We start from the raw sequence: 26,538 nt of genomic DNA on the forward strand, positions 1-26,538 counted from the left end.
CTTATTATACCTAATAGCGTTTAAAAAATGTAAATTTTAAACAATAGCCCCCTTGAATTGAATTTTTTTCCCAATTTAAGATCGGTTTATTAAGAAAAATTATTTCAAATGTAGTAAAATTAAGGCAGTGTTTTTGCGTCAAGCGATTCAGGTTAAATTTGAGTTTTTAGGAGCAGTTTTTATGCAACAAGAAGAGATTATAGAGGGTTATTATGGCGCTAGTAAAGGGCTTAAAAAGAGCGGTATTTACGCTAAGCTAGACTTTTTGCAGAGCGCTACAGGCTTGATTTTAGCGCTCTTTATGATAGCGCACATGTTTTTGGTCTCTAGTATCTTAATTAGCGATGAAGCCATGTATAAAGTGGCGAAATTTTTTGAAGGGAGCCTGTTTTTGAAAGCGGGCGAGCCGGCTATTGTGAGCGTGGTTGCAGCAGGGGTTATTCTTATTTTGGTCGCGCATGCTTTTTTGGCGTTGAGAAAATTCCCTATCAATTATAGGCAATACAAGGTTTTTAAAACCCATAAGCATTTGATGAAGCATGGCGATACGAGTTTGTGGTTTATCCAAGCCTTAACCGGGTTTGCGATGTTTTTCTTAGCGAGTATCCACCTATTTGTCATGCTCACAGAGCCTGAAAGCATCGGGCCTCATGGCTCAAGCTATCGTTTTGTAACGCAAAACTTTTGGCTTTTGTATATTTTCTTATTGTTTGCCGTAGAATTGCATGGCTCTATTGGGTTGTATCGCTTAGCGATCAAATGGGGGTGGTTTAAGAATGTGAGCATTCAAGGTTTAAGAAAAGTCAAATGGGCGATGAGCGTGTTTTTCATTGTTTTAGGGCTTTGCACCTATGGGGCTTACATTAAAAAAGGTTTAGAAAATAAGAACAATGGCATTAAAACCATGCAAGAAGCCATAGAAGCTGATGGGAAATTCCACAAAGAATAAAGGTAGAAAATGAAAATAACATATTGTGATGCGTTGATTATTGGAGGCGGATTGGCCGGATTAAGGGCTAGTATCGCATGCAAACAAAAGGGTTTAAACACCATCGTTTTAAGCCTAGTGCCTGTCAGGCGTTCGCACTCTGCAGCCGCTCAAGGGGGCATGCAAGCGAGCCTTGCGAACGCTAAAAAAAGCGAGGGCGATAATGAAGATTTGCACTTTTTAGACACGGTTAAGGGGAGCGATTGGGGGTGCGATCAGCAAGTGGCCAGGATGTTTGTAACCACTGCCCCTAAAGCCATTAGGGAATTGGCCAGTTGGGGGGTGCCTTGGACTAGGATTAAAAAGGGCGATAGGCCTGCGGTCGTCAATGGTGAGCATGTTACGATTACCGAAAGAGACGACAGGCATGGTTATATCTTAAGCCGTGATTTTGGCGGCACTAAAAAATGGCGCACATGCTTTACGGCTGATGCCACAGGGCATACCATGCTTTATGCGGTCGCTAATGAAGCCTTACACCACAAAGTGGATATTCAAGACAGAAAGGACATGCTCGCTTTCATTCATCATGATAATAAATGCTATGGGGCGGTGGTAAGGGATTTGATCACGGGCGAAATTTCAGCGTATGTTTCTAAAGGCACGCTTTTAGCTACCGGAGGTTATGGGCGCGTGTATAAGCATACCACTAACGCCGTGATTTGCGACGGAGCCGGAGCGGCGAGCGCGTTAGAAACCGGCGTGGCTAAATTAGGCAACATGGAAGCGGTGCAATTCCACCCTACCGCTTTAGTGCCAAGCGGGATTTTAATGACTGAAGGTTGTAGGGGCGATGGCGGCGTTTTAAGAGACAAGTTTGGCAGACGCTTCATGCCCGCTTATGAGCCGGAGAAAAAAGAGCTTGCAAGCAGAGATGTGGTCTCAAGGCGGATTTTAGAGCATATCCAAAAAGGCTATGGAGCCAAATCGCCCTATGGGGATCATGTGTGGCTGGATATTGCTATTTTAGGGCGTAACCATGTGGAAAAAAATTTGAGAGATGTGCGCGATATTGCCATGACTTTTGCGGGCATTGATCCGGCTGATAGCGAAGAGCAAACCAAAGACAACATGCAAGGAATGCCCACTAATGAGCCTGAATACGGCCAAGCGATGGCTAAGCAAAAAGGCTGGATCCCCATAAAACCCATGCAACACTATTCTATGGGGGGGGTTAGGACAAACCCTAAAGGCGAAACCCATTTAAAAGGCTTGTTTTGCGCCGGTGAAGCGGCATGTTGGGATTTGCATGGGTTTAACCGCTTGGGGGGTAATTCCGTGAGTGAAGCGGTGGTCGCTGGCATGATCATTGGGGATTATTTTGCCTCGCATTGTTTAGAAGCGCAAATTGAAATCAACACGCAAAAAGTTGAAGCCTTCATTAAAGAAAGCCAGGATTACATGCATTTCTTGTTGCATAATGAAGGCAAGGAAGACGTGTATGAAATCAGAGAACGCATGAAAGAAGTCATGGATGAAAAAGTGGGCGTTTTTAGAGAGGGCAAAAAATTAGAAGAAGCCCTTAAAGAATTGCAAGAGCTTTATGCACGCTCCAAAAACATTTGCGTGAAAAACAAGGTTTTGCACAATAACCCTGAATTAGAAGACGCTTACCGCACCAAAAAAATGCTCAAACTCGCGCTTTGCATCACTCAAGGAGCGTTACTGCGCATTGAAAGCAGAGGGGCTCACACAAGGATTGATTACCCTAAAAGAGACGATGAAAAATGGCTTAATCGGACTTTAGCGAGCTGGCCTAGTGCTGAGCAAGACATGCCCACGATTGAATACGAAGAATTAGATGTGATGAAAATGGAAATCAGCCCTGATTTTAGGGGCTATGGCAAAAAGGGTAATTTCATCCCCCACCCCAAAAAAGAAGAGCGCGACGCTGAGATTTTAAAAACGATTTTGGAATTAGAAAAGCTTGGAAAAGACAGGATAGAAGTCCAACACGCACTCATGCCTTTTGAATTGCAAGAAAAATACAAAGCCAGGAACATGCGTTTAGAAGATGAGGAAGTCAGGGCTAGGGGGGAACATTTGTATTCTTTCAATGTCCATGATTTATTAGACCAACACAACGCTAACCTAAAAGGAGAACACCATGAGTGATAATGAACGAACGATTGTAGTCAGAGTGCTAAAATTTGACCCTCAAAGCGCGGTGAGTAAGCCGCATTTTAAAGAGTATCAACTGAAAGAAACGCCATCCATGACGCTCTTTATCGCTTTAAACCTCATTAGAGAGCATCAAGATCCGGATTTGAGCTTTGATTTTGTGTGCCGCGCTGGGATTTGCGGCTCTTGCGCGATGATGGTTAATGGGAGACCGAGATTGGCTTGTAAAACCCTAACTTCTAGTTTTGAAAGCGGGGTGATTACGCTCATGCCCATGCCCAGTTTTACGCTCATTAAAGATTTGAGCGTAAATACCGGCGATTGGTTTGGCGATATGACTAAAAGGGTGGAGAGCTGGGCGCATTCTAAAGAAGAAGTGGATATTACTAAGCCGGAAAAAAGGGTTGAGCCTGATGAAGCTCAAGAAGTCTTTGAACTAGACAGGTGTATTGAATGCGGGTGCTGTATCGCTTCTTGTGGGACTAAACTCATGCGCCCTAATTTCATTGGAGCTGCTGGCATGAACAGAGCCATGCGTTTCATGATTGACAGCCATGATGAAAGAAGCGATGACGATTTTTATGAATTAGTCGGCGATGATGATGGCGTTTTTGGGTGCATGAGCTTGATCGCTTGCCATGACACTTGCCCTAAAGAATTACCCTTGCAAAGCAGTATCGCTACTTTGCGCAACCGAATGTTGAAAGTGGGTAAAAGCCGCTAATTTCTTTGGGTCGTTTTTGAAAATCTTTTTAGTTTTTTTAAGCGTCTTTTTTTTTAATGGGTGTTTTGGGTTAGTCTATAAGACTCCCATTTCAAGCCCCCCTATCTCTTATGATCCCTACACTACCACCATTGGGAGCTTGTATGCTAAAAATTTGAAAGAAAACCCCAACCATAGCGTGGCCATTCTTTTAGAAGATGGCTTTGACGCCTTGTTGCACAGAGTGGGTCTTATCAGGATGAGCCAAAAAAGCATTGACATGCAAACTTATATCTATAAGAACGATCTTTCTTCTCAAGTGATCGCTAAAGAACTTTTAAATGCGGCCAATCGTGGGGTAAAAGTACGCATCCTTTTAGATGATAACGGGTTGGATTCAGATTTTTCAGATATTATGCTTTTAAATTTCCATAAAAACATTGAAGTGAAAATTTTTAACCCCTACTATATCCGCAATAAAGGCTTGCGCTATTTTGAAATGCTTGCGGATTATGAGCGCATTAAAAAACGCATGCACAACAAGCTTTTCATCGTGGATAATTTCGCTGTCATTATAGGAGGTCGTAATATTGGGGACAATTATTTTGATAACGATTTAGACACGAATTTTTTAGATTTAGACGCTTTATTTTTTGGGGGGGTTGCTTCAAAGGCCAAAGAAAGTTTTGAACGCTATTGGAGGTTCCACCGCTCTATCCCTGTTTCATTACTAAGAACCCATAAAAGACTCAAAAACAACGCTAAAGAAATCGCTAAACTCCATGAAAAAATCCCTATCAGTGCTGAAGACAAAAACCAGTTTGAAAAAAAAGTCAATGATTTTATAGATCGTTTCCAAAAATACCAATACCCCATTTATTATGGGAATGCCATTTTTTTAGCCGATTCACCCAAAAAAATTGACACGCCCTTGTATTCACCTATCAAAATCGCTTTTGAGAAAGCCCTTAAAAACGCTAAAGACTCCGTTTTTATCGCTTCATCGTATTTTATTCCAGGCAAAAAGATGATGAAAATCTTTAAAAATCAAATTTCTAAGGGGATTGAATTGAACATCCTTACCAATTCCCTTTCATCTACTGATGCGATAGTGGTCTATGGGGCGTGGGAAAGGTATCGCAACCAATTAGTGCGAATGGGCGCGAATGTTTATGAAATACGAAACGATTTTTTCAACCGCCAGATTAAAGGGCGCTTTAGCACCAAACATTCCTTACACGGCAAAACGATTGTTTTTGATGACAATTTAACGCTTCTAGGGAGTTTTAATATTGATCCGCGCTCTGCATACATCAACACTGAAAGCGCGGTTTTGTTTGACAACCCGTCTTTTGCTAAAAGGGTGCGTTTGTCGCTTAAAGATCATGCCCAACAATCATGGCATTTGGTGGTGTATCGGCATAGAGTGATTTGGGAAGCTACAGAAGAAGGAATTTTAATCCATGAAAAAACTTCGCCTGATACTTCCTTCTTTTTACGCTTGATTAAAGAATGGTCTAAAGTCCTTCCTGAAAGAGAGCTTTAAAACTTTTAATGCGCTTTATTTTGCGAAAAAGCGATGTTATTGGTAACGGCGGCTAACAGCGCTGAACACACAAACACCAAATGGATCACCACTTGCCAAAAAATGGGGTTATGCGATAGGGGCGTGTCCTTAGGGATACTGGATAAAACGTCTTCTAAACTCATGTAGCGTTTGAGCAAGAAAATCGCCGAAATCGCTACAATGGAGAGCGAAACCTTTAATTTTAAAGCGTTAAAATCCGTGTGCTTTAGCCAGGTGATTTCACTGGTATCTACCTTGTCTAATTTGGAAACAAAACTTTCATAACTGGCGAGCAACACCATTAAAACAAGCCCGGCCATAAACAACAAATCCACTAATCCTAAGGCTGATAAAACCAAATCCGTTTCGCTGATCGTGTTTAAATGGCTTAGCATGTGCCACAACTCTTTCATGAACGCATAGCCTAAAACCACCAGCACTAACGACATGGCAATGCATAAAGGGGCTAGCAACCAACGAGTGGCAAACAACACTCTTTCAATCAACTTTTCTAGCATGTTCAAACTCTTTTTTAGGATTATGTTTTTTTTAAAGCCTTAATTATAGCTAATAAAACGCCCCGAGTGACTAACAGAACGCCTTGATGGAGTGAAACCTCAGATCATTCTTATGGTATTTATGGTATAAATTTGACTACTGCATGCAACAAAGGAGAACTGAGTGAAAACCACTATAAAAGAGATCTTTTTAGAGGAAGGATACAGCATCCCTAATTATCAAAGGGATTACGCTTGGAAAGAAAAGAATTTTAAAGATTTATGGGAAGATCTAGAAGAAGCGATAGAATACAACAAAAAGGGTCAGGGGCATTTTATAGGCACCATGGTTGTCGCTAATAATGAAGACAACAAAAAATTGTATGACATCATTGATGGCCAGCAGCGAACGACCACCATCTTCATGCTCTTGCATGTCTTGGCGAACAAACAAAATGAGAAAGACAAGCAAGAGACAAGAAAATATCTATACCAAAAGGGGGAATTAAAATTAGAAGTCGCCCCTCAAAACCAAAGCTTCTTCAAAACGCTCTTGGAAGCGGCAGAAAAGGAGAATATCAGCCATTGCGAAAAAGATGCAGACACCGAGGGCAAGCAAAATCTTTTTGAAGTTTTGAAGGCCATCTTGGATAAGGTCAGCAAGTTGAGTGAAGAAGGAGTGAATGAGCGTTTGGAAGCGCTGTTGAAAATGGTTTTGATGCGGCTTGAAGAGCCCGATCCTGGAAGGGCCATCAGAACCTTTCAAAGCGTGAATGACAGAGGCGTGCCTCTCCTCTTGCTAGACAAACTAAAATCCCTTCTCATCTACTACTCCAACACTTTTTGCGATGGGAAAAGGGGGCTAGATCAGTTCATCAACGATCATTTTGGGGAGATCTTTAAGATCTTTGCCAAGATCAAAAAGAGCGACCATATCTCCAGCGTTGGAGGCTTTGATGAAGGCGATATCTTCCGTTACCACGCAGGGAGCCAAAGATTTGATGGAATCGAGTTTTTAGGGCACTACGCAACAAGCACAGAAGACACATACGAGAAACTCAAAGATGAACTAAAAGAAATCAAAAAAAGCAAATTGAAAAGTTTCATCCAATCCTATGTCAGCGATTTGAAAAATTTCTATCAGGCTTTCCTTGATCTATTGAGCGAGATTGACACTAGCCCAACCACCCTTAAAGCCATGCTCATCAACACGATCAACCCGCTTTTTTTCAATTCGCTCATCCGCCTGAAAATCAACAACGAACTAGACGATGAAACGCTGAAACTCTTTGCCAAAACCGATATTGTGTTTTTCAAATCTAGTAAAAAGATGAGAACAACGGCCTACAACCTGATTGATGAGTATCTTGAAAAGGGCAAAGAGGAATTGAAGAGCAAGATGATCGATCAATGCAGAAATTATATAGAGCTGGCTTCTCGGGAGTTTGTAAACAACGCATCCAACTCATCATGCTTCCACTATGTCTTCTTTGAAAAGAACTGCCAGGAGATGGGTCTTGCCGATCTCAAAAAGTTGATCCCTGGGAAGCAATTCTCCCAACAAAAAGAGCACATCATCCCCATCAATTTATTAGAACAAAGATCCAACAATAAGATCAGAGATCTTGGTTTTGAAGGCAAGAAAGATCTCGAAGATTATATTGACACATACGGCAACTTCATTTCCTTAGAAAAATCGCTCAATCTTAAAGCAAGCGATAAGGATCTGTATGGAAAAGATGCGATCTATAAGGAGAGTAGAATCCCTTTCAACAGACGCTTTAATGTAAAAGGTTTCAACAAAAAGGTCTTAATAAAAAGGAATGATGAAATGCGAGAATGGCTGATCAACACTTTCTTTAAGGATTTCGCCACCCACTAAAGAGAGTGAGATTAAAAGAGAGTGATCGCGCTCACTCTCTTGCTTCTAGCCCCACCATCGCACCCATAAAGCTAGTTCCAAACCGCTCTCTTCTTTGGAGGGTTAGGGGTTATCAAACAACAAACAATAATTTCATAAGATTTAAACGCTCCGTAGTTTTCAAACAACAAACAAATACTTTTAACGAATGAATGCTCTTTAAGGCTGAATTCAAACGCAAGAATTATCTGAATTTCTCAAAGACCAAATAGGTATGAGGTGCTACTATTTATTGGAAAAATTGGGTTCAAAAAGAAACTCAAGAAGTGGTTAAAGTTATAAAATCAGTTATTATATGATTGATATCCTTAATATAATAAATTGATCAAAAAAATCTGTTTATCTTCATTCTCTGTTAAAATTATCCGAACCGATGGAGTAAGCTAACCCATCGTTTTAGAGCTTGGGCGATCCGTTAAAAAACGCCCAAGAAAGAAATAAGAATTTTTAGCCAAAACCCCTACCGTGCTTCTATGACAACCGGTTTAGTCATCTTTTTGCTGACTTCATCGGCATGCATTAAGGCTTCTTGTTTACTCTTATACGGGCCTATGAGATAGCGCTTCGTCGCTCCCCTATCTTCAATCTTATGGGGGAATTGGTTAAACGCTTGCAAAAAGGCTTTATTGGGCGTGTGCGCAAAAACCCCCACTTGCAAATAATGCCCTTTAGTAAGAGTGGTTTTAGAATTGGCTTTTTTAGGAACTTCTTTATGAGCTTCTTTTTTGACTTTTAGCTCTTTAACCGCATGCTTATCTTTATCTTTATGAGCTTCCTTATCTTTAGGGGTTGCTTTAGGCTTTTTATGGGGGGTTTCTTTTTTAACCACAGCTTGAGATTCTTTTGGAGCGCTAGTGTGTTCAACAACTTTTAATTCTTTTTGAGCTTCTTTGGTTTCTTCTGCTGTTTTCATTTCCGTTTGAGTTTGATCGGTTTGAACGGGCATGTTAAACGCATCATTTTCTTGTTTTTTAACATTATCCGCCACTTTGTCTAACTTGTCTTCTTGCTTGGAAGGATCCAAATTCAAGTTTTCAAACTCATCGTCTTTTTTCTCATCTTTAGTGTTGCCTATTTTTTGCATCCCACTATCGGTTTGTAAAAAAGTCTCTTTAGGAGCGACTCTCGTGCTTTTCCAAAACACCATTAAAAGCACCGCTAAAATGATAATGGCTATAGCCACGATCAAAAACACCTTTTTAGTGCCACCCCCATTATTTTCTTCTTCTAAGATCACTTCATTCAGTCTTTCTTTTTCTGACATCAAAAATCCTTTCAAAAATGGTTATAAATGCTTCGCCCAAGAGCTCCCGCGCTCTTTTGCAAACACTTCATAAGGTAAGGCTAAAATATTAAATTCCTTAGGCCATTCATTGCTAGGGAAAACCCTCCATTCTTTAGGCAACCCTTGCGCTAATTTCATGGACAAAGTCTTAACCAGCCTTTCACCCTCGCCTAATTCCGTATGCCCCTTATGCACATACAAATGCAAATGTCCTGGCGTTTTGGTGTTATAAGCGGTAAAATTCATAAAACCTTCCTCACGAAGCAATAACTGCGCCTTATGGTAAAAACGCTCCGGGTTCCTCCCGTTATAATCAAACACAATGTTTTCCACCTTATCGTTACGCAAGATGAGATTGTGCGCGATTTCTATCTCCCTTTTCAAATGCTTTTGAATGAGCGAGCTTGTGAGCATGGCATTCACTCTCTGGAATTTATTATAGTAGCAACGCCCCGCATAATCCACCCTCTCCCCCAATCCTGGTTTTTTTTCAAAATAATGGCTTGTGTCTATCTTAATGAGCTTTAATTCCATTTCTGTCATCTTGACTCCCTTAAAAAATGGGTTGGTGGTACACAGGGAATTGATTAGCCATCGCCTTCAATTCTTCTTTCACATGCAATTGCAAACTAACATTATTAATATCATTCAAAATATCTGATATTTTATTCCCTATGATTTCAAATTCCTTAGCTCCCATGCCCCTTGCGCTCAATGCCGCTGAGCCAATCCTTATCCCGCTCGTTACAAAAGGGCTGCGCGTTTCGCCAGGAATGGTGTTTTTATTCACGGTGATCCCGGCATTCCCTAATGCAATATCAGCGTCTTTCCCGCTATAAGGCTTATCTAAGAAATCCATTAAAAGCAAATGGTTAGAAGTGCCACCGCTCACTAATTTATGGTTTTTTTCTTTTAACGCTTTAGCGAGAACTTGCATGTTAGATTTCACTAATTTTGCGTAAGCTTTAAACTCTGGTTTTAGATTCTCTTTAAACCCCACCGCTTTAGCAGCAATCACATGCATCAAAGGCCCGCCTTGAGTCCCTGGAAAGATCGCTTTATCAATCTTAGCCGCTATCTCTTCATCATTAGTTAAAATAAGCCCCCCTCTAGGTCCTCTTAAGGTCTTGTGAGTGGTGCTTGAAACCACATGGCAATGCGGGAAAGGATGGGCATGCTCACCGGTTACAACAAGCCCCGCCACATGGGCTATATCGCCTAGTAGTAACGCTCCCACTGCATCAGCGATTTCTCTAAATTTCTTAAAATCAATCTCCCTTGGATAGGCTGAAAACCCACACACAATGATTTCTGGCTTAACGCTCTGAGCGATTTTTAGCGTCTCTTCATAATCAATATAACCATCTAAATTCACGCCATAAGAAAAGCTCTGATAATGCTTACCGGTTAAGCTCACTTTAGCGCCATGCGTTAAATGCCCTCCACAGCTTAAATCCATGCCTAAAATCTTGTCATAAGGCTTTAAAAGAGCGTGATAGACAGCGTTATTGGCTTGTGAGCCTGAATGCGCTTGCACATTAGCGAACTGGCAATTAAAAAGCTTTTTAGCCCTTTCTATAGCCAAGCTTTCTATTTTATCCACCACTTCACAGCCTCCATAGTAGCGCTTGTTAGGATAGCCCTCAGCGTATTTATTCGTTAAAATGCTTCCCATAGCTTCCATAACACTAGGAAAAGTGTAATTCTCGCTCGCTATCATTTCTAAATGCTCATTTTGCCGCTTGTATTCTTCAAAGATCAATTCAAAAATTTCACTATCCGTTTGTTCTAAAAAATACGCCATTATTCTCCACTCTCAATATTAAAATCGTTTTTAACAGGACGCATCGCTGGGAATAAAATCACATCTTTAATGTTTTTAGCTCCAGTGAGTAACATCACTAATCGGTCAATGCCTATGCCTTGCCCTGCAGTGGGGGGCATTCCATGGGCTAGGGCCCACACGTAATCTTCATCCATGTATTGGGCTTCTTCATCGCCTTTTTCTTTCTCAGCCACTTGATTTTTAAAGCGTTCTAATTGATCTAAAGGGTCGTTCAACTCGCTAAAGCCATTAGCGATTTCTTTCCCTGCAATGAACAATTCAAACCTGTCAGCAATATTAGGGTTACTATCATTGCGTCTGGCTAAAGGGCTAATCTCAATAGGGTATTGGGTTACAAAAGTGGGGTTAATGAGTTGGTGCTCTACAAAATGATCAAACGCTTCAGCGAGTAACTTGCCATAAGTGAGATTGGGCTCTACTTTGATGCCTTGCTCTAACAAATAAGCCAAAAGCCTGTCTTCTTTTTCCAAAATATCCTTACTAATGCCCCCTATCGTTTCTAAAGCGTCCAAATAGGAAATCACGCTCGTTTGGTTGAAATCCACTTCCATATCGTTATAAATGATTTTTGAAGGTAAGTTCAAAGTCTTTAGCAAGTAGTCAAATAGCCTCTTACTGAGTTCAATCAAATCTTCATAAGTGTGATACGCCCAATAAAATTCAATCATCGTGAATTCGGGGTTATGGCTGTGATCCATGCCCTCATTCCTGAAATTACGATTGATTTCAAACACCGCCTCAAAACCCCCCACAATCAAGCGTTTAAGGTATAATTCTGGAGCGATTCTCAAATACCTTTCAACTTCTAAAGCGTTGTGATAAGTGATAAAAGGCCTTGCGTTCGCCCCGCCAGGAATGGGGTGCATCATAGGGGTTTCCACTTCTAAAAACCCTTCCATTTCAAAGAATTTCCGCACGCTAGAGACAATCAAACTGCGCTTTTTAAACACATCTTTAACGCTAGGATTGACGATCAAATCCAAGTAGCGCTGGCGGTAACGCAATTCTATATCGCTTAATCCGTGAAACTTTTCAGGTAAAGGCACAATGGTTTTGCTTAAAATATGAAATTCTAGGGCATGAATGCTTAATTCACCGGTTTTGGTAGCAAAAGGGAAACCTTTCACCAACACAATATCGCCCACTTCCAAATGCTTTTTCAAGCTTTTAAACTCATCGTTCAATTCATTTTGCGAAACATAAGCTTGCAAAATCGCGCTTTCATCTTCAATTTTAATAAAGCATGCCTTACCCATTAAACGCAAGAGCTTGACCCTCCCTACAACGCTCTCGCATTTTTCTTTGTCTTTAGGCTCTTCTAAACCCTTAACATAAGCGTATTTTTCTAAAAAAGCGGCGTTGGTGAGGCTTCGTTTCAAGCCATTTTTATAAGGGTTTTTCCCTTCTTCTCTCAAGCTATTGGCTTTATGGATGCGTTGTTGGATGTATTGGTTAGAAAACATGTGATGCCTTTATAGGGGTTCTTTATTAGATGGGGTTGGGATTGGTGGGGTTTGGTTGGGTTTATTGTGTTTTGGCTCTAGCATGTTTTTAGGCAAATCTTTAGCCTTTTCTTTTAAAACTTCTACGCCCTTATCCGTAGCCTTATCAAAAGATTCTTTGGCGTTATCAATAGATTCTTTATTTTTAACTTCATCGCTCATTTCTTCAAGATTGTCTTTAAGGTTTTTCTCCACATGTTTGACGCCATCAAGGCGCATGATCTTACTGGCGATGCTTTTCATGGTAGAAAAAAAAGCGCTCTTTTCTTGCAAATAGGCGTTAGCGTCTTTCATTAAATCCATTTTAGAGAGCGCATAAAGGATGAAAGAAAGCACTAAAAAAGTCTTCAAACATGAAAAAATAAACCCTAACGCCTTGTCTATAATGCCTAGACCGCTAAAGACTAACACCTTGCCTAGCAACACTCCAAAAGCTAAAAAAAACACCCAAATGGACGCTAACACCAGTAAAAAACCAATGAGATTGGTCATGGTCTCGTTTCTTAAATCATACAAATGCTCTGAAAATAAATTCCCAACAGCCACAGAATAGCGAGACGCCAAATACACGCCAAGCACAATCCCCAAAGTCCCTGCTATTTCACTCACGAAGCCATGATAAAACCCCCTAATCCCAAAGGCTACCACCACCACAAGTAACGCCAAATCAATATAGTTCAAACCCTAAACCCAAACCTTTCTCTCATATATCTCGCATAAAGATAGTCATAGCGTCTTAAAACAAACACCCATTACTCTTAAATCATGCCAATTCACACTCTTTAGACTTGAAATTTGAAAATAATAACACAACTTAAAAAAAACTACCCTTAAAAAAATCAATCTAAAATTCTTAAATTAAAATATAGCTATAATACACTAAAACAATCTCAAGGTTTCAAAATTTAGCCATGCGTCTTCTTCTATTCAATCAAAACGCTTTTTTATTAGCGTGCATGTTTGTTTCAAGCGTGTATGTGAACGCTGTTTTGGACGCTTATGCGATTGAAAACCCCTATATTCCTATCACACTCACAAGCCTATTAGCCCCTTTAAGCATGCTGGCGTTTTTAAAAACCCCTAGAAACAGCGCTTTTGCTTTGGGGTTTTTCGTGGGAGCGTTATTGTTTTACTGGTGTGCTTTAAGCTTTCGCTACTCGGATTTCACTTATTTATTGCCCTTAATCATTATTTTAATAGCGTTAGTTTATGGGGTTTTATTTTATTTGTTGCTCTATTTTGAAAACCCCTATTTCAGGCTTTTGAGTTTTTTAGGCTCTAGTTTTATCCACCCTTTTGGATTTGATTGGCTAGTCCCGGATAGCTTTTTTTCTTATAGCGTGTTTAGAGTGGATAAGTTATCGCTAGGGCTTGTTTTTTTGGCTTGCATTTTTTTGAGCGCTAAACCCTTTAAAAAATACAGGATCATAGGGGTTTTATTGTTACTTGGTGCGTTGGATTTTAATGGTTTCAAAACAAGCGATTTAAAAAAGGTTGGAAATATTGAATTAGTCTCTACAAAAACGCCCCAAGATGTGAAATTTGACTCAAATTACCTTAATAATATTGAAAACAACATTCTTAAAGAAATCAAGCTCGCTCAAAACAAGCAAAAAACCTTGATTGTTTTTCCAGAAACCGCCTACCCCATCGCTTTAGAAAACTCCCCCTTTAAAGCGAAGCTAGAAGATTTAAGCGATAATATTGCTATTTTAATAGGGACATTACGCACCCAAGGCTATAGCCTTTATAACAGCTCGTTTTTATTTTCTAAAGAGGGCGTTCAGATCGCTGATAAAGTGATTTTAGCCCCCTTTGGCGAGATAATGCCTTTACCCAAGTTTCTTCAAAAACCCCTTGAAAAGCTCTTTTTTGGCGAGAGCGCTTATTTATACCGCAACGCTCCTCATTTCAGCGATTTCACATTAGACGATTTTACTTTTCGCCCTCTGATTTGCTATGAAGGCACTTCCAAAGCCGCTTATTCAAACAGCCCTTCAAAAATTTTTATCGTGATGAGCAATAACGCATGGTTTAGCCCAAGCATTGAACCCACCTTACAAAGAACGCTTTTAAAATACTACGCAAGGCGTTATGATAAGATCATCTTGCACAGTGCGAATTTTTCAACTTCTTACATTTTAAGCCCTAGCTTATTGGGCGATATTTTTTTTAGGAAATGATCATGATTAAAGCGATTAATATTTCTCATGCTTTTGAAAAGCCTCTTTATAATGGCGTGGATTTGCACATCAAGCCCAAAGAAAGCCTAGCGATTTTAGGCGTGAGCGGGAGCGGTAAAAGCACGCTTTTAAGCCATTTAGCCACCATGCTAAAACCGGATGGTGGGACGATTAGTTTGTTAGAACACCAGGATATTTATGCCTTAAATTCCAAAAAGCTTTTGGAATTACGGCGCTTAAAAGTGGGCATAATCTTTCAATCGCATTACCTTTTTAAGGGTTTTAGCGCTTTAGAAAACTTGCAAGTCGCTTCAATCCTAGCCAAGCAAGAAATAAATCATTCCCTTTTAGAACAATTAGGCATAGCCCACACCCTAAAACAAGGCGTGGGTGAATTGAGCGGTGGCCAGCAACAACGCTTAAGCATCGCTAGAGTGCTTTCTAAAAAACCTAAAATCATTATCGCTGATGAACCCACCGGGAATTTAGACACCACTAGCACTAATCAAGTCATCAGCATGCTGCAAAATTACATTACAGAAAAAGAAGGGGCGTTAGTCTTGGCCACGCATGATGAGCATTTAGCCTTCACTTGCTCTCAAGTCTATCGCCTAGAAAAAGAAGTTTTGATTAAGGAAAAATAAAAATGTTACAACACCCTAAAATTGTCGCTGAATTGAGCGCTAACCATAACCAGGATTTAAGCCTAGCCAAAGAAAGCCTTCATGCCATTAAGGAAAGCGGTGCGGATTTTGTCAAGCTCCAAACCTACACGCCAAGCTGCATGACTTTAGATTCTAAAGAAGATCCTTTCATCATTCAAGGCACTTTATGGGATAAAGAAAATTTGTATGAATTGTATCAAAAGGCTTCTACCCCCCTAGAGTGGCATGCGGAATTGTTTGAGTTGGCTAGAAAGCTTGATTTAGGCATTTTTAGCTCGCCTTTTAGTTCACAAGCTTTAGAGCTTTTAGAGAGCTTGAATTGCCCCATGTATAAAATCGCTAGTTTTGAAATCGTTGATTTGGACTTGATTGAAAAGGCCGCTCGCACACAAAAGCCCATTATCCTTTCTAGCGGTATCGCTACACACACCGAATTGCAAGACGCTATCTCGTTGTGCAAAGGAGTGGGCAATTTTGACATCACCCTTTTAAAATGCGTGAGCGCTTATCCCAGTAAAATAGAAGACGCTAATTTATTAAGCATGGTTAAATTAGGCGAAACCTTTGGCGTTAAATTTGGCTTAAGCGATCACACGATTGGCTCTCTTTGTCCCATTTTAGCCACCACTTTAGGAGCGAGCATGATAGAAAAGCATTTCATTTTAAACAAATCCTTACAAACCCCAGACAGCGCTTTTAGCATGGATTTTAACGAATTTAAAAGCATGGTTGAAGCCATCAAACAAAGCGTTTTAGCCTTAGGCGAAGAAGAGCCTAAAATCAATCCAAAGACTTTAGAAAAGCGAAGATTCTTCGCTCGCTCTTTATTTGTCATTAAGGATATTCAAAAAGGCGAAGCATTGACTAGCGATAATATCAAAGCCTTACGCCCCAACCTTGGCTTACACCCTAAATTTTATAAAGAAATTTTGGGCCAAAAGGCATCAAAATTCTTAAAAGCCAACACCCCTTTAAGTGCTGATGATATAGAACGCTCATTGCAGGTTTGATTAAAAAATGGGGTTTTTAATTTTGTTTTATGGTTTTAGGCTTGATTTTAAACTCATTTTCTTTATTTTAAACTCTTAAGGGGATAGGGAATATCACTCTCATCACATATTGCAACTAGAGCCTTATTTAAATTCCAATTAACTTCAATTTTTTAATAAAAACAAGATTACTTTGTTGCTATCATTTTAAACTTTATAATAAAACCCATTTTTTAGGGAAATATTTTGTGCTTAATACCCCATAACCCCCAATCAAATTCCCTAACCCCTAAAGACAGCTTTTTAAGAGATTATTTGCTTGGTTAAATCAATCTCTTTTTAGATTGCAAAAAAATACTAAAGCATTTTTTATATTTTATAATAATCAATTCCAAACGAGAACAGAGAAAAGAAATTCTAAATAATTTTTAATCACAGATTCCACACACGCTTTAAATAAAGCTCATTAAACAAAGCCCAAAAAGGGGCTGAAACACCCCTTATGACAAAAAGGCTGTGTCTAAAGCACTAGTTTAATAAAAAGATAATCTCATTTCACCTTTTCAAGATACTCTTCTGTTTCCGTATTGACTTTAATCACTTCACCCTCTAAAACATGGAAAGGCACTTGCACGACCGCACCGGTTTCTAAAGTCGCTGGCTTTTTGCTCGCGCTTGAAGTATCGCCCTTAAAATTAGGGGCCGTTTCCACAATCTTTAAAGCCACAACTTGCGGCACATCCACTGAAATCGCCTTGTCATTATGCAATAAAACCTGCACTTGCATGCCGTCTAGCATCCATTTAGAAGCCTCACCCACTTGAGAGTCGTTTAAAGCGATTTGCTCATAGCTCTCTATATCCATGAATTGGTATGTATCGCCATCATGATAAAGGTATTGCATCGTTTTTTCAACCAAGTTAGGTTCTTCGCACTTATCCCCCGCATGGAAAGTCTTTTCAATCACCTTGCCATCCAAAAACGATTTGATTTTCGCGCGCACGAAAGCCGCACCCTTACCGGGCTTGACATGCTGGTATTCCACAATCCTATAAGGCACACCACCCAATTCAATTTTCAAGCCCTTTTTGAGCTCGCTCATCCCAATTGCCATGTTACACTCTTTCCTTGTTGATTAAATTTTATTAGCACTACCCAAAAGTTTCATGCGCTCTTTGACCACATTTTTAAGCGCTAATTGGGCCGGAGAAAAAAACTTCCTCAAATCAAATTGGCTCTTATCTTCGTTAGCCACCTTGCGCACTTCTGCGATGAAAGCGATCCTTAAATCCGTGTCGGTATTGACCTTATTGATCCCTCCCTTAATGGATTCTTGTAAAAATTCAAAAGGCACGCCCTTAGAGCCTTTCAAATCGCCTCCAGCGTCCAAATAAGATTTCCTCACATTATCTGGTATCGCGCTCGCTCCATGCAAAACTAAAGGGATATTAGTGAGCCTTTTGACTTCTTGCAAGCGTTCAAAATCCAATTTGGGCTCGCCCTTAAATTTAAACGCTCCGTGGCTTGTCCCAATAGCTGGGGCTAAATAATCCACTTGAGATTCTTTGACAAACTGCTCCGCTTCTTTAGGATTCACTAACACCGCGTCTTTTTCATCTACTGAAATATTGTCTTCAATCCCCATTAAACGCCCCAACTCCGCTTCCACGCTCACTCCAGCGTTATGCGCCATTTTGACCACTTTAGAAGTCAATTCCAAATTTTCTTCAAAAGCATGATGAGACGCATCAATCATCACAGAAGTGAAACCCGCTTTCACGGCTTTTTCACAGCTTTCAAAAGTCGTGCCATGATCTAGATGTAAGGCTACAGGAATGTGCGGGTAGCGTTCGCACATGATTTTCACCATGCCCACCGCCATATCAATCCCCATGTATTTGATCGCCCCTTCACTCGCTTGAATGAAAAGCGGGGAATTTTCTTCGTTTCCTGCTTCAAAAATAGCGTTTAGCATTTCAAAATTCACGAAATTAAACGCCCCCACCCCATAACCTTCTTTATGGGCTTTCAATAAGATTTCATTACCTTTAACTAACATGATAACACCTCATCCATTACTTGTTGATAACAATTTTAGCGTGCTTCCTTAGTTCCTCAATCCGTTGATTCATGCGTTCTTGGAAAAGCTTTTCTTGTAACATCCCCTTAATGGTGGGTTTGGCTTGCTCATAAGTATAAGTTACGGGGCTATCTTTAGAAATCAAATAAATAATATGATAACCAAACTCTGTTTTAACAGGGGTTTTAGTGTAATTCCCAGGAGTTAAAGCGAAAGCGGCTTTAGAAAAATCCGGAGCCATTTGGTTTTTTTGGAATTTCCCTAAATCACCGCCATTTTGCGCGTTCTTGCTGTTAGGATCAATCGTATCACGATTGGCTAACTCAATGAATTTGGCTTCTTTTTTAGTCTTTGGCTGTTTGTCAATCTCAGAAATAATCCTTTTGGCTTCATCTTCGGTTTTCACTAAAATATGCCTAGCATGGGCTTCTTGCTTGACAAAAAGCTGATCTTTATTGGCGTTGTAAAAATCTTGCATTTCCTTTTCGGGGATTTGGATTTTTTTCACTTCTTCAGCCTGTTTTTTAGCCCAAAATTCCACTAAAGCCTGTTTTTTAACCGCTTCCATCATCGCTTTAAATTCTGGAGTCTGATTAAGCTTTTCTGCCTTAGCCTCATTTTCTACAAGCGCGGTGCGGATAGCTTGCTCAATCAAGGCTTCTTTTTCTTTCTCTTTAAGCTTGTCAAAATCAAAATTAGGATTTCGTTGCTTAATCATATCAAAATCGCTTTTGGTGATAGGCCTGCCATCCACTGTCGCTAACACGCCTGCTGAAGCATCAGTCGTTTCTTTCGTGTTATGCGTAGCGTTATTCGCGTTATGAGCCGGCTTAGCCATCAAAAACGACGCGCTCAACGCGCCCACTAACGCTAAATTTAAGATATTTTTTTTCATTGTGTGTTCTCCACTCTAAACTAATTTTCATCATTAAATTCACATTATAGCAAATTTAAAACAAAATCAGCTATCATGATTATAGAAAACTCACATTGAGGGGTAAGAAATGCTTAAAGTTATTCATTCCATTCAAAGTGGGTAAAAATGTTCGCCTCAGATGTTGTAATAATATTGATTATCTTTTTTGGTGTTAGTTTTATTCTTTTTGGAAAGGAAAAGAATGTTAAAAAGGATTCAAAAATTCTCGATGCAATTATGAATATTATATTCGTAATTATTGTTGTATGTATTCTCTTTCCTTGGTTACCAGGGTTATCATTCTATGTATTTGGTTTTTTAGCATTGCATGTTATTCCATATTAAATAACTTCTATTTTAGTCAATCTCATGTTTATAAGCTTACTATATAAGATTAAGGGACTTTGCGCTTAAATACCCCTTAAAAAGTGAGTTTAAAAAAGGCTTATGGTTTTGTTTCTATCCATTTTTAAAAAAAGTTTTAATGATTTTTTAAGCGCCAGAATGCTTTTAATCAATCTTGGCCCTATCCTTTTGAGTTTGGCGTTTTTTGGATCTGTTTTTCATTACAATGGCGAAAACGTTGTGAATTATTGCCAAGCTTTATTGCCGCAATCTTTGAATGATTACTCTCATTCTCAAGGCTTTTTCGCTGGCGTGTTCGCATGGGTTTTTAAAGCGTTAGTGTATTTTCTTATTTTTTGGATTGCGATTCTTTTGAGTTTAATCATCAATGTTTTTGCGTCTATTTTTTACACCCCTTTAGTGGTCTCTTATTTGCACCAAAAATATTATCCCTATGTCGTTTTAGAAGAATTTGGCTCTATCCTTTTTTCTATTAAATATTTTTTAAAAGCGCTCCTTTTTATGCTTGTATTGTTAGCGCTTTTAACGCCCTTTTATTTCATTCCCTTTATAGGGGTCTTTGGGGTCTTTTTTTCCATAATCCCGCATTTCCTTTTTTTCAAAAACACCATGAGTTTGGATATAGCCAGCGCGATTTTTAATCATCAAAGCTATCAAAACCTACTCAAACAACACCGGTTAAAGCATTATCGTTTCTCGTTTTTTTGCTATCTTTTTTCCTTAATCCCTTTTTTTAATTTTTTTGCCACCTTGTTGCAAACCCTAATGCTAGCGCACTACTTTTTTATCCTTAAAGAAAAAGAATGTTAGATTTTCTCCAAGAGCTTAGCACCCCCCATGTCAGGGATTTTTTCTTGTTGTTTTTAAGGGTTAGCGGGGTGTTATCTTTTTTCCCTTTTTTTGAAAACCATTTAGTGCCTTTGTCGGTGCGTGGGGCTTTGAGCTTGTATGTGAGCGCGATTTTTTACCCCACTTTAGAATTTTCAAACGCTGCTTACACGCCAGAGGGTTTTATTATCGCTTGTTTATGCGAGCTGTTTTTAGGGGTGTGCGCGTCTATTTTTTTACAAATCGTTTTTGCGAGCTTAGTGTTTGCCACTGACAGCATTAGCTTTTCTATGGGGCTTACGATGGCGAGCGCGTATGATCCCATTTCAGGATCGCAAAAACCCATTGTGGGGCAAGCCCTTTTATTGTTAGCGATTTTAATTTTATTGGATTTATCGTTCCACCATCAAATCATTTTGTTTGTGGATCACAGCTTAAGAGCCATCCCTTTAGGGCAATTTGTCTTTGAGCCAGCGTTGGCTAAAAACATTGTCAAAGCCTTTTCGCACTTGTTTGTCATAGGGTTTTCTATGGCGTTCCCTATTTTATGCTTGGTGTTATTGAGCGATATTATTTTTGGCATGATCATGAAAACCCACCCTCAGTTCAACCTGCTCGCTATTGGGTTTCCGGTTAAAATTGCGATCGGGTTTGTGGGCATTATTTTAATCGCTTCGGCTATCATGGGGCGTTTTAAAGAAGAAATCAGCCTGGCCTTTAGCGCCATTAGCAAAATTTTTTAAAGGATCAATATGATTAGTTTTAAAGAAGCTCTAAAAATCCATTCTAGCATTCCCCTAAAACCCTTAGAAATAGAGGTTGTCTCTTTGTTTGAAAGTATAGATCGCATTCTGGCAGAAGATATTATTTGCATTCACGCTTTGCCTAAATTCAATCAAAGCGCAATGGATGGCTATGGGTTTAAAATGCAGGATTTAGGCCAAAAAACTCAAGTTATCCAACACATCTTTGCCGGGGATGATGTGAGCGCTTTAGAAGTTAGAGAAAATGAATGCGTTAAAATCATGACTGGAGCGATGGTGCCAAAGGGAATAGAAACGATTGTCCCTATAGAATGCATGCTAGAAAGCCATGAAAATTTTGCCCTAGCTCCCAAAGATTTTAAAATAAACGCCAATATCCGTCAAAAGGGCGAAAACGCTTCTTTAAACAGCGTGTTAGTCCCTAAAAATACCCGTTTGAATTATGGGCATATCGCGCTCATTGCCTCTCAAGGGTTCAAAGAAATCAAAGCGTTTAGAAAATTAAAAATCGCTCTCTTTAGCAGCGGCGATGAATTAGTGCCTTTAGGGCAAAACGCCCTAGAATGCCAGGTTTATGATATTAATTCAGTGGGTGTTTTTAACATGCTTAAAAACTACAACACGCATTTTCTAGGGGTTTTAAAAGACGATAAAGATTTACAGATTAAAATACTTGAATTACAAAATTATGATGTCATCCTTTCAAGCGCGGGGGTGAGTGTGGGGGATAAAGACTTTTTTAAAGACGCCTTGAAAGAAAAAAACGCCCTTTTTTATTACGAAAAAGTCAATCTCAAACCGGGAAAACCGGTAACTTTAGCCCGACTCAATCAAAGTGTTATTATAGGCTTGCCGGGCAATCCTTTAAGTTGCTTAGTTGTTTTACGGGTTTTGATTCTACCCTTATTGGAGCGCTTATCTTTAAATAAAGATTTTAAATTAAAACCCTTTAAGGCTCAAATCAATGCCCCCTTAAAGCTTAAAGACAAACGCGCGCATTTAATCTTAGGCAACTATTCAAACCACCAATTCATTCCTTACAACAACAACCGCTATGAATCAGGAGCGATTCAAGCCCTTGCGCGAGTGGATTCTATCGCTTTAATTGATGAAGGAGTGGGATTGGTTCAGGGCGAAATTGAAATTTTAAGGTTTGAAAATTAAAATGGCTTTTAACAATGCTATAATGACAAGTTCAAAACCCCACTCATAAAGGTTCTGTTTGTGGATAACTACACCTATAGCGAATTGTTAAAAAGCTTGCAAAACAAATGCGATAATATCGCTTTAATCATCAAGCCTGAAAAGATCAAACAAGAATTAGAACGCATTGAAAAAGAGCAAGAAGACCCTAATTTTTGGCAAGATGTCTTAAAGGCTAGAGACACCAATAAAGAAAAAGTACGCTTGAACCGCTTGCTAGAAACCTATCAAAAAACCAAAAATTCTTTAGATGAAAGCGTGGAATTGTTTGAACTCGCTCAAAACGATAACGATGAGGTTACTTTATCCTTACTCTATGAAGAGGCTCCTGTTTTAGAGCACAGCGTCCAAAAAGTAGAAATTGAAATCATGTTAAGCGGTGAAAATGACGCTTCAAACGCTATTATCACCATTCAGCCTGGAGCGGGGGGGACTGAAAGCCAGGATTGGGCGAGTATTTTGTATCGCATGTATTTGAGGTGGGCGGAAAGAAGAGGCTTTAAAAGCGAGATTTTAGATTATCAAGATGGCGAAGAAGCGGGCATTAAAGGGGTCGCCTTTATCATTAAGGGCGAAAACGCTTATGGCTATTTGAAAAATGAAAATGGGGTGCATAGGCTTGTAAGGATTTCGCCCTTTGATGCGAACGCCAAACGGCACACGAGTTTTGCGAGCGTGCAAATTAGCCCTGAATTAGACGATGACATTGATGTAGAAATTGATGAAAAAGATGTCCGTTACGATTATTATAGAGCCAGTGGGGCAGGCGGTCAGCATGTCAATAAAACAGAAAGCGCGGTCAGGATCACGCATTTCCCTACCGGTATTGTGGTGCAATGCCAAAACGACAGGAGCCAGCATAAAAACAAAGCGAGCGCGTTAAAAATGCTTAAATCCAAACTTTATGAATTGGAATTAGAAAAACAGCAAAGCAGCGCCAAAAATGAAGAAAAAAGCGAGATCGGCTGGGGGTATCAAATCAGAAGCTATGTCCTAGCCCCCTACCAGCAAGTCAAAGACGCTCGCTCCAATATTGCTTATAGCAATGTGGAAGCGATATTAGACGGCGATATTGATGCGATTTTAGAGGGCGTTTTGATTGCTAAAGCTTAAGTGCGCTAAAATGACAGCTAGGAATTATGGTTAAAAACGCTTTTTAAAACCAATTGGCAAGGAACAACAATGACACAAGAAGAATTAGACGCTTTGATGAATGGTGGCGATTTAGAAAATTTGGAAGCCTTAGAGGCTAAAGAAGAGGCTAAAGAGCCAACTAAAGAGAAAGAAGAGGCTAAAGAATCCAAAGAAAGCTCTAGCCAAAAAATGACCGTCAAAAAAGAAGACGCTGAAAAATACGGCAAGATTAGCCCTAATGAATGGCCTCCCCCTCCCCCCACTGAAGAGCATAAAGTCGTGCATCAATTAGACGATGTTACAAGAGATTCTGAAGTGAAAGCCACGCAAATTTTTGATCAATTGGATTTGATCGGATCTAGTGCTGAAAAGATCGCTAAAATGGTTAAAAAGATCCAAGAACCTTTGCAAAAACACCAAGAAATTTTTGACAATTTGCATGGCCATTTCCCCCATGTGGAATCTTTTAAAACCGCGCTCAACGAGCAACAAGAAATCCTAAACGCCCTTAAGAGCATTGAAGAAGAAGCCGCTAATTGCTCTGATAGCTCCATGCAAGCGATGGATATTATGCAGTTTCAAGATATTCACCGCCAAAAAATTGAACGAGTGGTCAATGTCATGCGAGCGCTCAGCCAATACATGAATTCGCTTTTTGAAGGCAAAATTGATGATTCTAAGCGCGTGAGTTCAGCGACTTTTATCACCGGCGATGATGATAAAGATTTAGCCAGCGCTGATGATATTGAAGCCTTGATCGCTTCTTTTGGAGCCAAGTAGTTTTGAACCAAGTTGAATTACTCTCTCCAGCCGGTAATTTAAAAAAACTTAAAATCGCTCTCAACTATGGGGCTGATGCGGTTTATGGGGGAGTGAGCCATTTTTCTTTACGCAATCGCGCCAGTAAAGAATTCACTTTAGAGACCTTTAAAGAAGGGATTGACTACGCCCATGCCTTGAATAAAAAAGTCTATGCCACGATCAATGGTTTCCCTTTCAATTCACAGCTCAAACTTTTAGAAGAGCATATTTATAAAATGGCAGAGCTAGAGCCAGACGCTTTCATTATTGCTGCGCCTGGTGTGGTGAAACTCGCTTTAAAAATCGCCCCACATATTCCCATCCATTTATCCACGCAAGCGAATGTCTTAAATTTGCTCGATGCGCAAGTGTTTTATGATTTAGGGGTTAAACGCATTGTGTGCGCTAGGGAATTGAGCCTGAATGATGCGATTGAGATTAAAAAAGCCCTACCTAATTTGGAATTAGAAATCTTTGTGCATGGGAGCATGTGCTTTGCCTTCTCAGGGCGTTGCTTGATTTCAGCGTTGCAAAAGGGGCGCGTGCCTAATAGAGGGAGTTGCGCGAATGATTGCCGGTTTGATTATGAATATTATGTGAAAAACCCTGATAACGGCGTGATGATGAGGTTGGTTGAAGAAGAGGGCGTAGGCACGCATATTTTTAACGCTAAAGATTTGAATCTCTCTGGTCATATCGCTGAAATTTTAAGCTCCAACGCCATTAGCGCGCTTAAGATTGAAGGGCGCACCAAGTCCAGTTACTACGCCGCGCAAACCACGCGCATCTATCGTTTGGCGGTTGATGATTTTTACCATAACACCTTAAAGCCGAGTTTTTATGCTAGCGAATTGAACACGCTTAAAAACAGGGGTTTTACGGACGGCTATTTGATGCGAAGGCCTTTTGAAAGATTGGATACTCAAAACCACCAAACAGCCATTAGCGAAGGGGATTTTCAGGTCAATGGCGAAATAACAGAAGACGGGCGTTTTTTTGCATGCAAATTCACCACTACCACTAACATGGCTTATGAAATTATCGCCCCCAAAAATGCGGCTATCACGCCCGTAGTCAATGAGATTGGCAAAATTTATACCTTTGAAAAACGCTCTTATTTAGTGCTTTATAAAATCCTTTTAGAAAACAACACCGAGCTAGAAACCATCCATAGCGGGAATGTGAATTTAGTGCGATTGCCCGCACCTTTACCAGCTTTTAGTTTTTTGCGCACCCAAGTCAGAGTCTAAAAATGGCGTTTAGAGATTAGGTATTACAAACGATTAAGAGGAACGCATGCCATTAGAAACTGTCACGCTCGCTCATATTTATGAAGAACAAGGGTTTTTTGAAGAAGCGTTGCAAATTTATACTAATATTTTAAAAAAAACCCCTGACCATACAGAGGCGTTAAAGCAAATGAAGCGTTTGGAAAAAATCCAAAAAAATTGCGCTCCTTTCAAACACGATGCATTGTTAGAGCGGCACTATTTAAATTTTATCAAAGGGGATCGTTTGAGCGTTGAGAATTTAGAAAAATGGCTGGTAGAATGGAATTGAAAAACATTATTTCAGAAACCCTTAATGAAATTGAAAAAATGGCTAAAACCATTGACGATGGTTTTAATACGGGGCAAAAAACGCCCTCTTTTTTCAAAACGCCCCCTTATTTGCAAAACACCAAAAACGCTGAAACGCCCCCAATGAGTAACACGGAGCCAAAAAACGCTGCTAAAATAGAAACGCAAGAAAAAATCACAGAAGAAAATACAGAAGAAAAAGAAGAGGCACCAGAAATCATTACAGAAGAAATCACGCCCAAAAACCCCACGCAAGTGTTAATTTCAAACGAGCGGGTTTTTTTAAAAAACTTACTAGAAAGAACCTTAGTGTTATTGAAAGGCATGCAAGCTTTAGAAGAAAAGGAAGCGCTGAAGCGTTTGGATTTAGTGGCGCGTTTCTTGCAATACCAATTGAGCGTGCTTGAAAAACGATTGGAATCTTTGGAGCGAGAAAACACGAAGTGAAAAACGATCAAAGGAATTTTTTAAAAACATTAAAAAATAAGACTTTAATTTTTAATATTCCATGAAAACAAAGCCTTAAATTCCCATTAATAACTATGATAATGTTTTGAATTTTTATTTTTAAGACATCTTTAAGGTATCTTTAGTAATAA

At 39.7% G+C, this 26,538-nt stretch carries 26 protein-coding genes; 17 read left to right on the forward strand and 9 right to left on the reverse strand.

The genetic code is table 11. The annotated features are described in order from the left end of the window. Positions 1 to 181: 181 nt before the first annotated feature. From IC572_RS01265 to clsC, 4 genes are read left to right on the forward strand one after another with little or no spacing between them, the layout of a single operon-like run. Positions 182 to 949: a fumarate reductase cytochrome b subunit gene (locus IC572_RS01265; RefSeq protein ID WP_120930856.1), complete on the forward strand. Its 768-nt coding sequence runs from the start codon at positions 182 to 184 to the stop codon at positions 947 to 949. 9 nt (positions 950 to 958) lie between these two features. Further along, on the forward strand, positions 959 to 3,103 hold the full coding sequence (locus IC572_RS01270; protein ID WP_187854800.1) for a fumarate reductase flavoprotein subunit: 2,145 nt from the start codon (positions 959 to 961) through the stop codon (positions 3,101 to 3,103). Then, positions 3,096 to 3,833: a fumarate reductase iron-sulfur subunit gene (locus IC572_RS01275; RefSeq protein WP_001282428.1), complete on the forward strand. Its 738-nt coding sequence runs from the start codon at positions 3,096 to 3,098 to the stop codon at positions 3,831 to 3,833. Before IC572_RS01270 ends, IC572_RS01275 begins: the two co-directional genes overlap by 8 nt. A 16-nt stretch (positions 3,834 to 3,849) precedes the next feature. Next, a complete protein-coding gene (clsC, locus tag IC572_RS01280; RefSeq protein WP_187854801.1) occupies positions 3,850 to 5,358 on the forward strand; it encodes a cardiolipin synthase ClsC in 1,509 nt (502 codons plus the stop codon). 5 nt (positions 5,359 to 5,363) lie between these two features. Here the strand turns inward: clsC and IC572_RS01285 are convergent, their stop codons facing one another. After that, on the reverse strand, positions 5,364 to 5,897 hold the full coding sequence (locus IC572_RS01285; protein WP_042633275.1) for a TIGR00645 family protein: 534 nt from the start codon (positions 5,895 to 5,897) through the stop codon (positions 5,364 to 5,366). 163 nt (positions 5,898 to 6,060) lie between these two features. Here IC572_RS01285 and IC572_RS01290 point away from each other — a divergent pair, with 163 nt between their 5' ends. Beyond that, positions 6,061 to 7,758 carry a DUF262 domain-containing protein gene (locus IC572_RS01290; RefSeq protein WP_187854802.1) on the forward strand — a complete coding sequence of 566 codons (1,698 nt, stop codon included), beginning with the start codon at positions 6,061 to 6,063 and terminating at the stop codon, positions 7,756 to 7,758. A 499-nt stretch (positions 7,759 to 8,257) separates the two neighbouring features. Here the strand turns inward: IC572_RS01290 and IC572_RS01295 are convergent, their stop codons facing one another. Genes IC572_RS01295 through IC572_RS01315 form a run of 5 tightly spaced genes read right to left on the reverse strand, consistent with a single transcriptional unit; the run spans position 8,258 to position 13,111 of the window. After that, the gene (locus IC572_RS01295) at positions 8,258 to 9,061 is read right to left on the reverse strand and encodes an SPOR domain-containing protein (RefSeq protein ID WP_187854803.1); all 804 of its coding nucleotides are present in this window, start codon (positions 9,059 to 9,061) and stop codon (positions 8,258 to 8,260) included. Between the two features lie 21 nt (positions 9,062 to 9,082). After that, positions 9,083 to 9,625, reverse strand: a complete 543-nt coding sequence (locus IC572_RS01300) for a DUF1882 domain-containing protein (protein ID WP_000138104.1) — start codon at positions 9,623 to 9,625, stop codon at positions 9,083 to 9,085. Positions 9,626 to 9,635: 10 nt separating this feature from the next. Beyond that, entirely contained in the window at positions 9,636 to 10,886 is a 1,251-nt protein-coding gene (locus IC572_RS01305) for a serine hydroxymethyltransferase (protein ID WP_187854804.1), read from the reverse strand. Further along, positions 10,886 to 12,391 (reverse strand): lysine--tRNA ligase, encoded by a 1,506-nt coding sequence (gene lysS, locus IC572_RS01310; protein ID WP_187854805.1) that lies wholly within the window; start codon positions 12,389 to 12,391, stop codon positions 10,886 to 10,888. Before lysS ends, IC572_RS01305 begins: the two co-directional genes overlap by 1 nt. A 9-nt stretch (positions 12,392 to 12,400) precedes the next feature. Beyond that, positions 12,401 to 13,111 carry a CvpA family protein gene (locus IC572_RS01315; protein ID WP_025449870.1) on the reverse strand — a complete coding sequence of 237 codons (711 nt, stop codon included), beginning with the start codon at positions 13,109 to 13,111 and terminating at the stop codon, positions 12,401 to 12,403. A gap of 230 nt (positions 13,112 to 13,341) precedes the next feature. Between IC572_RS01315 and IC572_RS01320 the strand changes: the two genes are divergently transcribed. Genes IC572_RS01320 through pseI form a run of 3 tightly spaced genes read left to right on the forward strand, consistent with a single transcriptional unit; the run spans position 13,342 to position 16,288 of the window. Beyond that, entirely contained in the window at positions 13,342 to 14,613 is a 1,272-nt protein-coding gene (locus IC572_RS01320; RefSeq protein ID WP_187854806.1) for an apolipoprotein N-acyltransferase, read from the forward strand. 2 nt (positions 14,614 to 14,615) lie between these two features. Beyond that, positions 14,616 to 15,257, forward strand: coding sequence for an ABC transporter ATP-binding protein (locus tag IC572_RS01325; RefSeq protein WP_187854807.1), 642 nt, complete (start codon positions 14,616 to 14,618; stop codon positions 15,255 to 15,257). A 2-nt stretch (positions 15,258 to 15,259) separates the two neighbouring features. Then, entirely contained in the window at positions 15,260 to 16,288 is a 1,029-nt protein-coding gene (gene pseI, locus IC572_RS01330) for a pseudaminic acid synthase (RefSeq protein WP_187854808.1), read from the forward strand. A gap of 529 nt (positions 16,289 to 16,817) precedes the next feature. Here the strand turns inward: pseI and efp are convergent. From efp to cbf2, 3 genes are read right to left on the reverse strand one after another with little or no spacing between them, the layout of a single operon-like run. Then, a complete protein-coding gene (gene efp / locus IC572_RS01335; protein ID WP_000974267.1) occupies positions 16,818 to 17,381 on the reverse strand; it encodes an elongation factor P in 564 nt (187 codons plus the stop codon). 21 nt (positions 17,382 to 17,402) lie between these two features. Next, the gene (locus IC572_RS01340; protein WP_000960449.1) at positions 17,403 to 18,326 is read right to left on the reverse strand and encodes a class II fructose-bisphosphate aldolase; all 924 of its coding nucleotides are present in this window, start codon (positions 18,324 to 18,326) and stop codon (positions 17,403 to 17,405) included. A 16-nt stretch (positions 18,327 to 18,342) separates the two neighbouring features. After that, entirely contained in the window at positions 18,343 to 19,242 is a 900-nt protein-coding gene (gene cbf2, locus IC572_RS01345) for a peptidylprolyl isomerase CBF2 (protein ID WP_000739405.1), read from the reverse strand. Between the two features lie 147 nt (positions 19,243 to 19,389). Between cbf2 and IC572_RS07710 the strand changes: the two genes are divergently transcribed. The 9 genes from IC572_RS07710 to IC572_RS01385 all read left to right on the forward strand — a co-directional run bounded on the left by IC572_RS07710 (position 19,390) and on the right by IC572_RS01385 (position 26,386). After that, a complete protein-coding gene (locus IC572_RS07710; RefSeq protein ID WP_001978235.1) occupies positions 19,390 to 19,608 on the forward strand; it encodes a hypothetical protein in 219 nt (72 codons plus the stop codon). A 102-nt stretch (positions 19,609 to 19,710) separates the two neighbouring features. Then, entirely contained in the window at positions 19,711 to 20,439 is a 729-nt protein-coding gene (locus IC572_RS01350; protein ID WP_187854809.1) for an EI24 domain-containing protein, read from the forward strand. Beyond that, positions 20,433 to 21,200: a flagellar biosynthetic protein FliR gene (fliR, locus tag IC572_RS01355; RefSeq protein ID WP_187854810.1), complete on the forward strand. Its 768-nt coding sequence runs from the start codon at positions 20,433 to 20,435 to the stop codon at positions 21,198 to 21,200. Before IC572_RS01350 ends, fliR begins: the two co-directional genes overlap by 7 nt. 9 nt (positions 21,201 to 21,209) lie before the next feature. Next, positions 21,210 to 22,385, forward strand: coding sequence for a molybdopterin molybdotransferase MoeA (locus IC572_RS01360; RefSeq protein WP_187854811.1), 1,176 nt, complete (start codon positions 21,210 to 21,212; stop codon positions 22,383 to 22,385). Between the two features lie 60 nt (positions 22,386 to 22,445). Further along, positions 22,446 to 23,537 carry a peptide chain release factor 2 gene (gene prfB / locus IC572_RS01365; RefSeq protein WP_187854812.1) on the forward strand — a complete coding sequence of 364 codons (1,092 nt, stop codon included), beginning with the start codon at positions 22,446 to 22,448 and terminating at the stop codon, positions 23,535 to 23,537. 69 nt (positions 23,538 to 23,606) lie between these two features. Then, complete coding sequence (cheZ, locus tag IC572_RS01370) at positions 23,607 to 24,338, forward strand: protein phosphatase CheZ (protein ID WP_187854813.1); 732 nt, start codon at positions 23,607 to 23,609, stop codon at positions 24,336 to 24,338. A 2-nt stretch (positions 24,339 to 24,340) separates the two neighbouring features. Further along, positions 24,341 to 25,609, forward strand: a complete 1,269-nt coding sequence (locus IC572_RS01375) for a peptidase U32 family protein (RefSeq protein WP_187854814.1) — start codon at positions 24,341 to 24,343, stop codon at positions 25,607 to 25,609. Between the two features lie 46 nt (positions 25,610 to 25,655). Continuing rightward, positions 25,656 to 25,919 carry a tetratricopeptide repeat protein gene (locus IC572_RS01380; RefSeq protein WP_187854815.1) on the forward strand — a complete coding sequence of 88 codons (264 nt, stop codon included), beginning with the start codon at positions 25,656 to 25,658 and terminating at the stop codon, positions 25,917 to 25,919. Then, positions 25,910 to 26,386, forward strand: coding sequence for a CiaD-like domain-containing protein (locus tag IC572_RS01385; protein WP_187854896.1), 477 nt, complete (start codon positions 25,910 to 25,912; stop codon positions 26,384 to 26,386). The genes IC572_RS01380 and IC572_RS01385 overlap by 10 nt, the downstream gene beginning before the upstream one ends. Positions 26,387 to 26,538: the final 152 nt, after the last annotated feature.

The sequence above is a fragment of the Helicobacter pylori genome (assembly GCF_014496485.1).
In the GTDB taxonomy this organism is placed as follows: Bacteria; Campylobacterota; Campylobacteria; order Campylobacterales; family Helicobacteraceae; genus Helicobacter; species Helicobacter pylori_DD.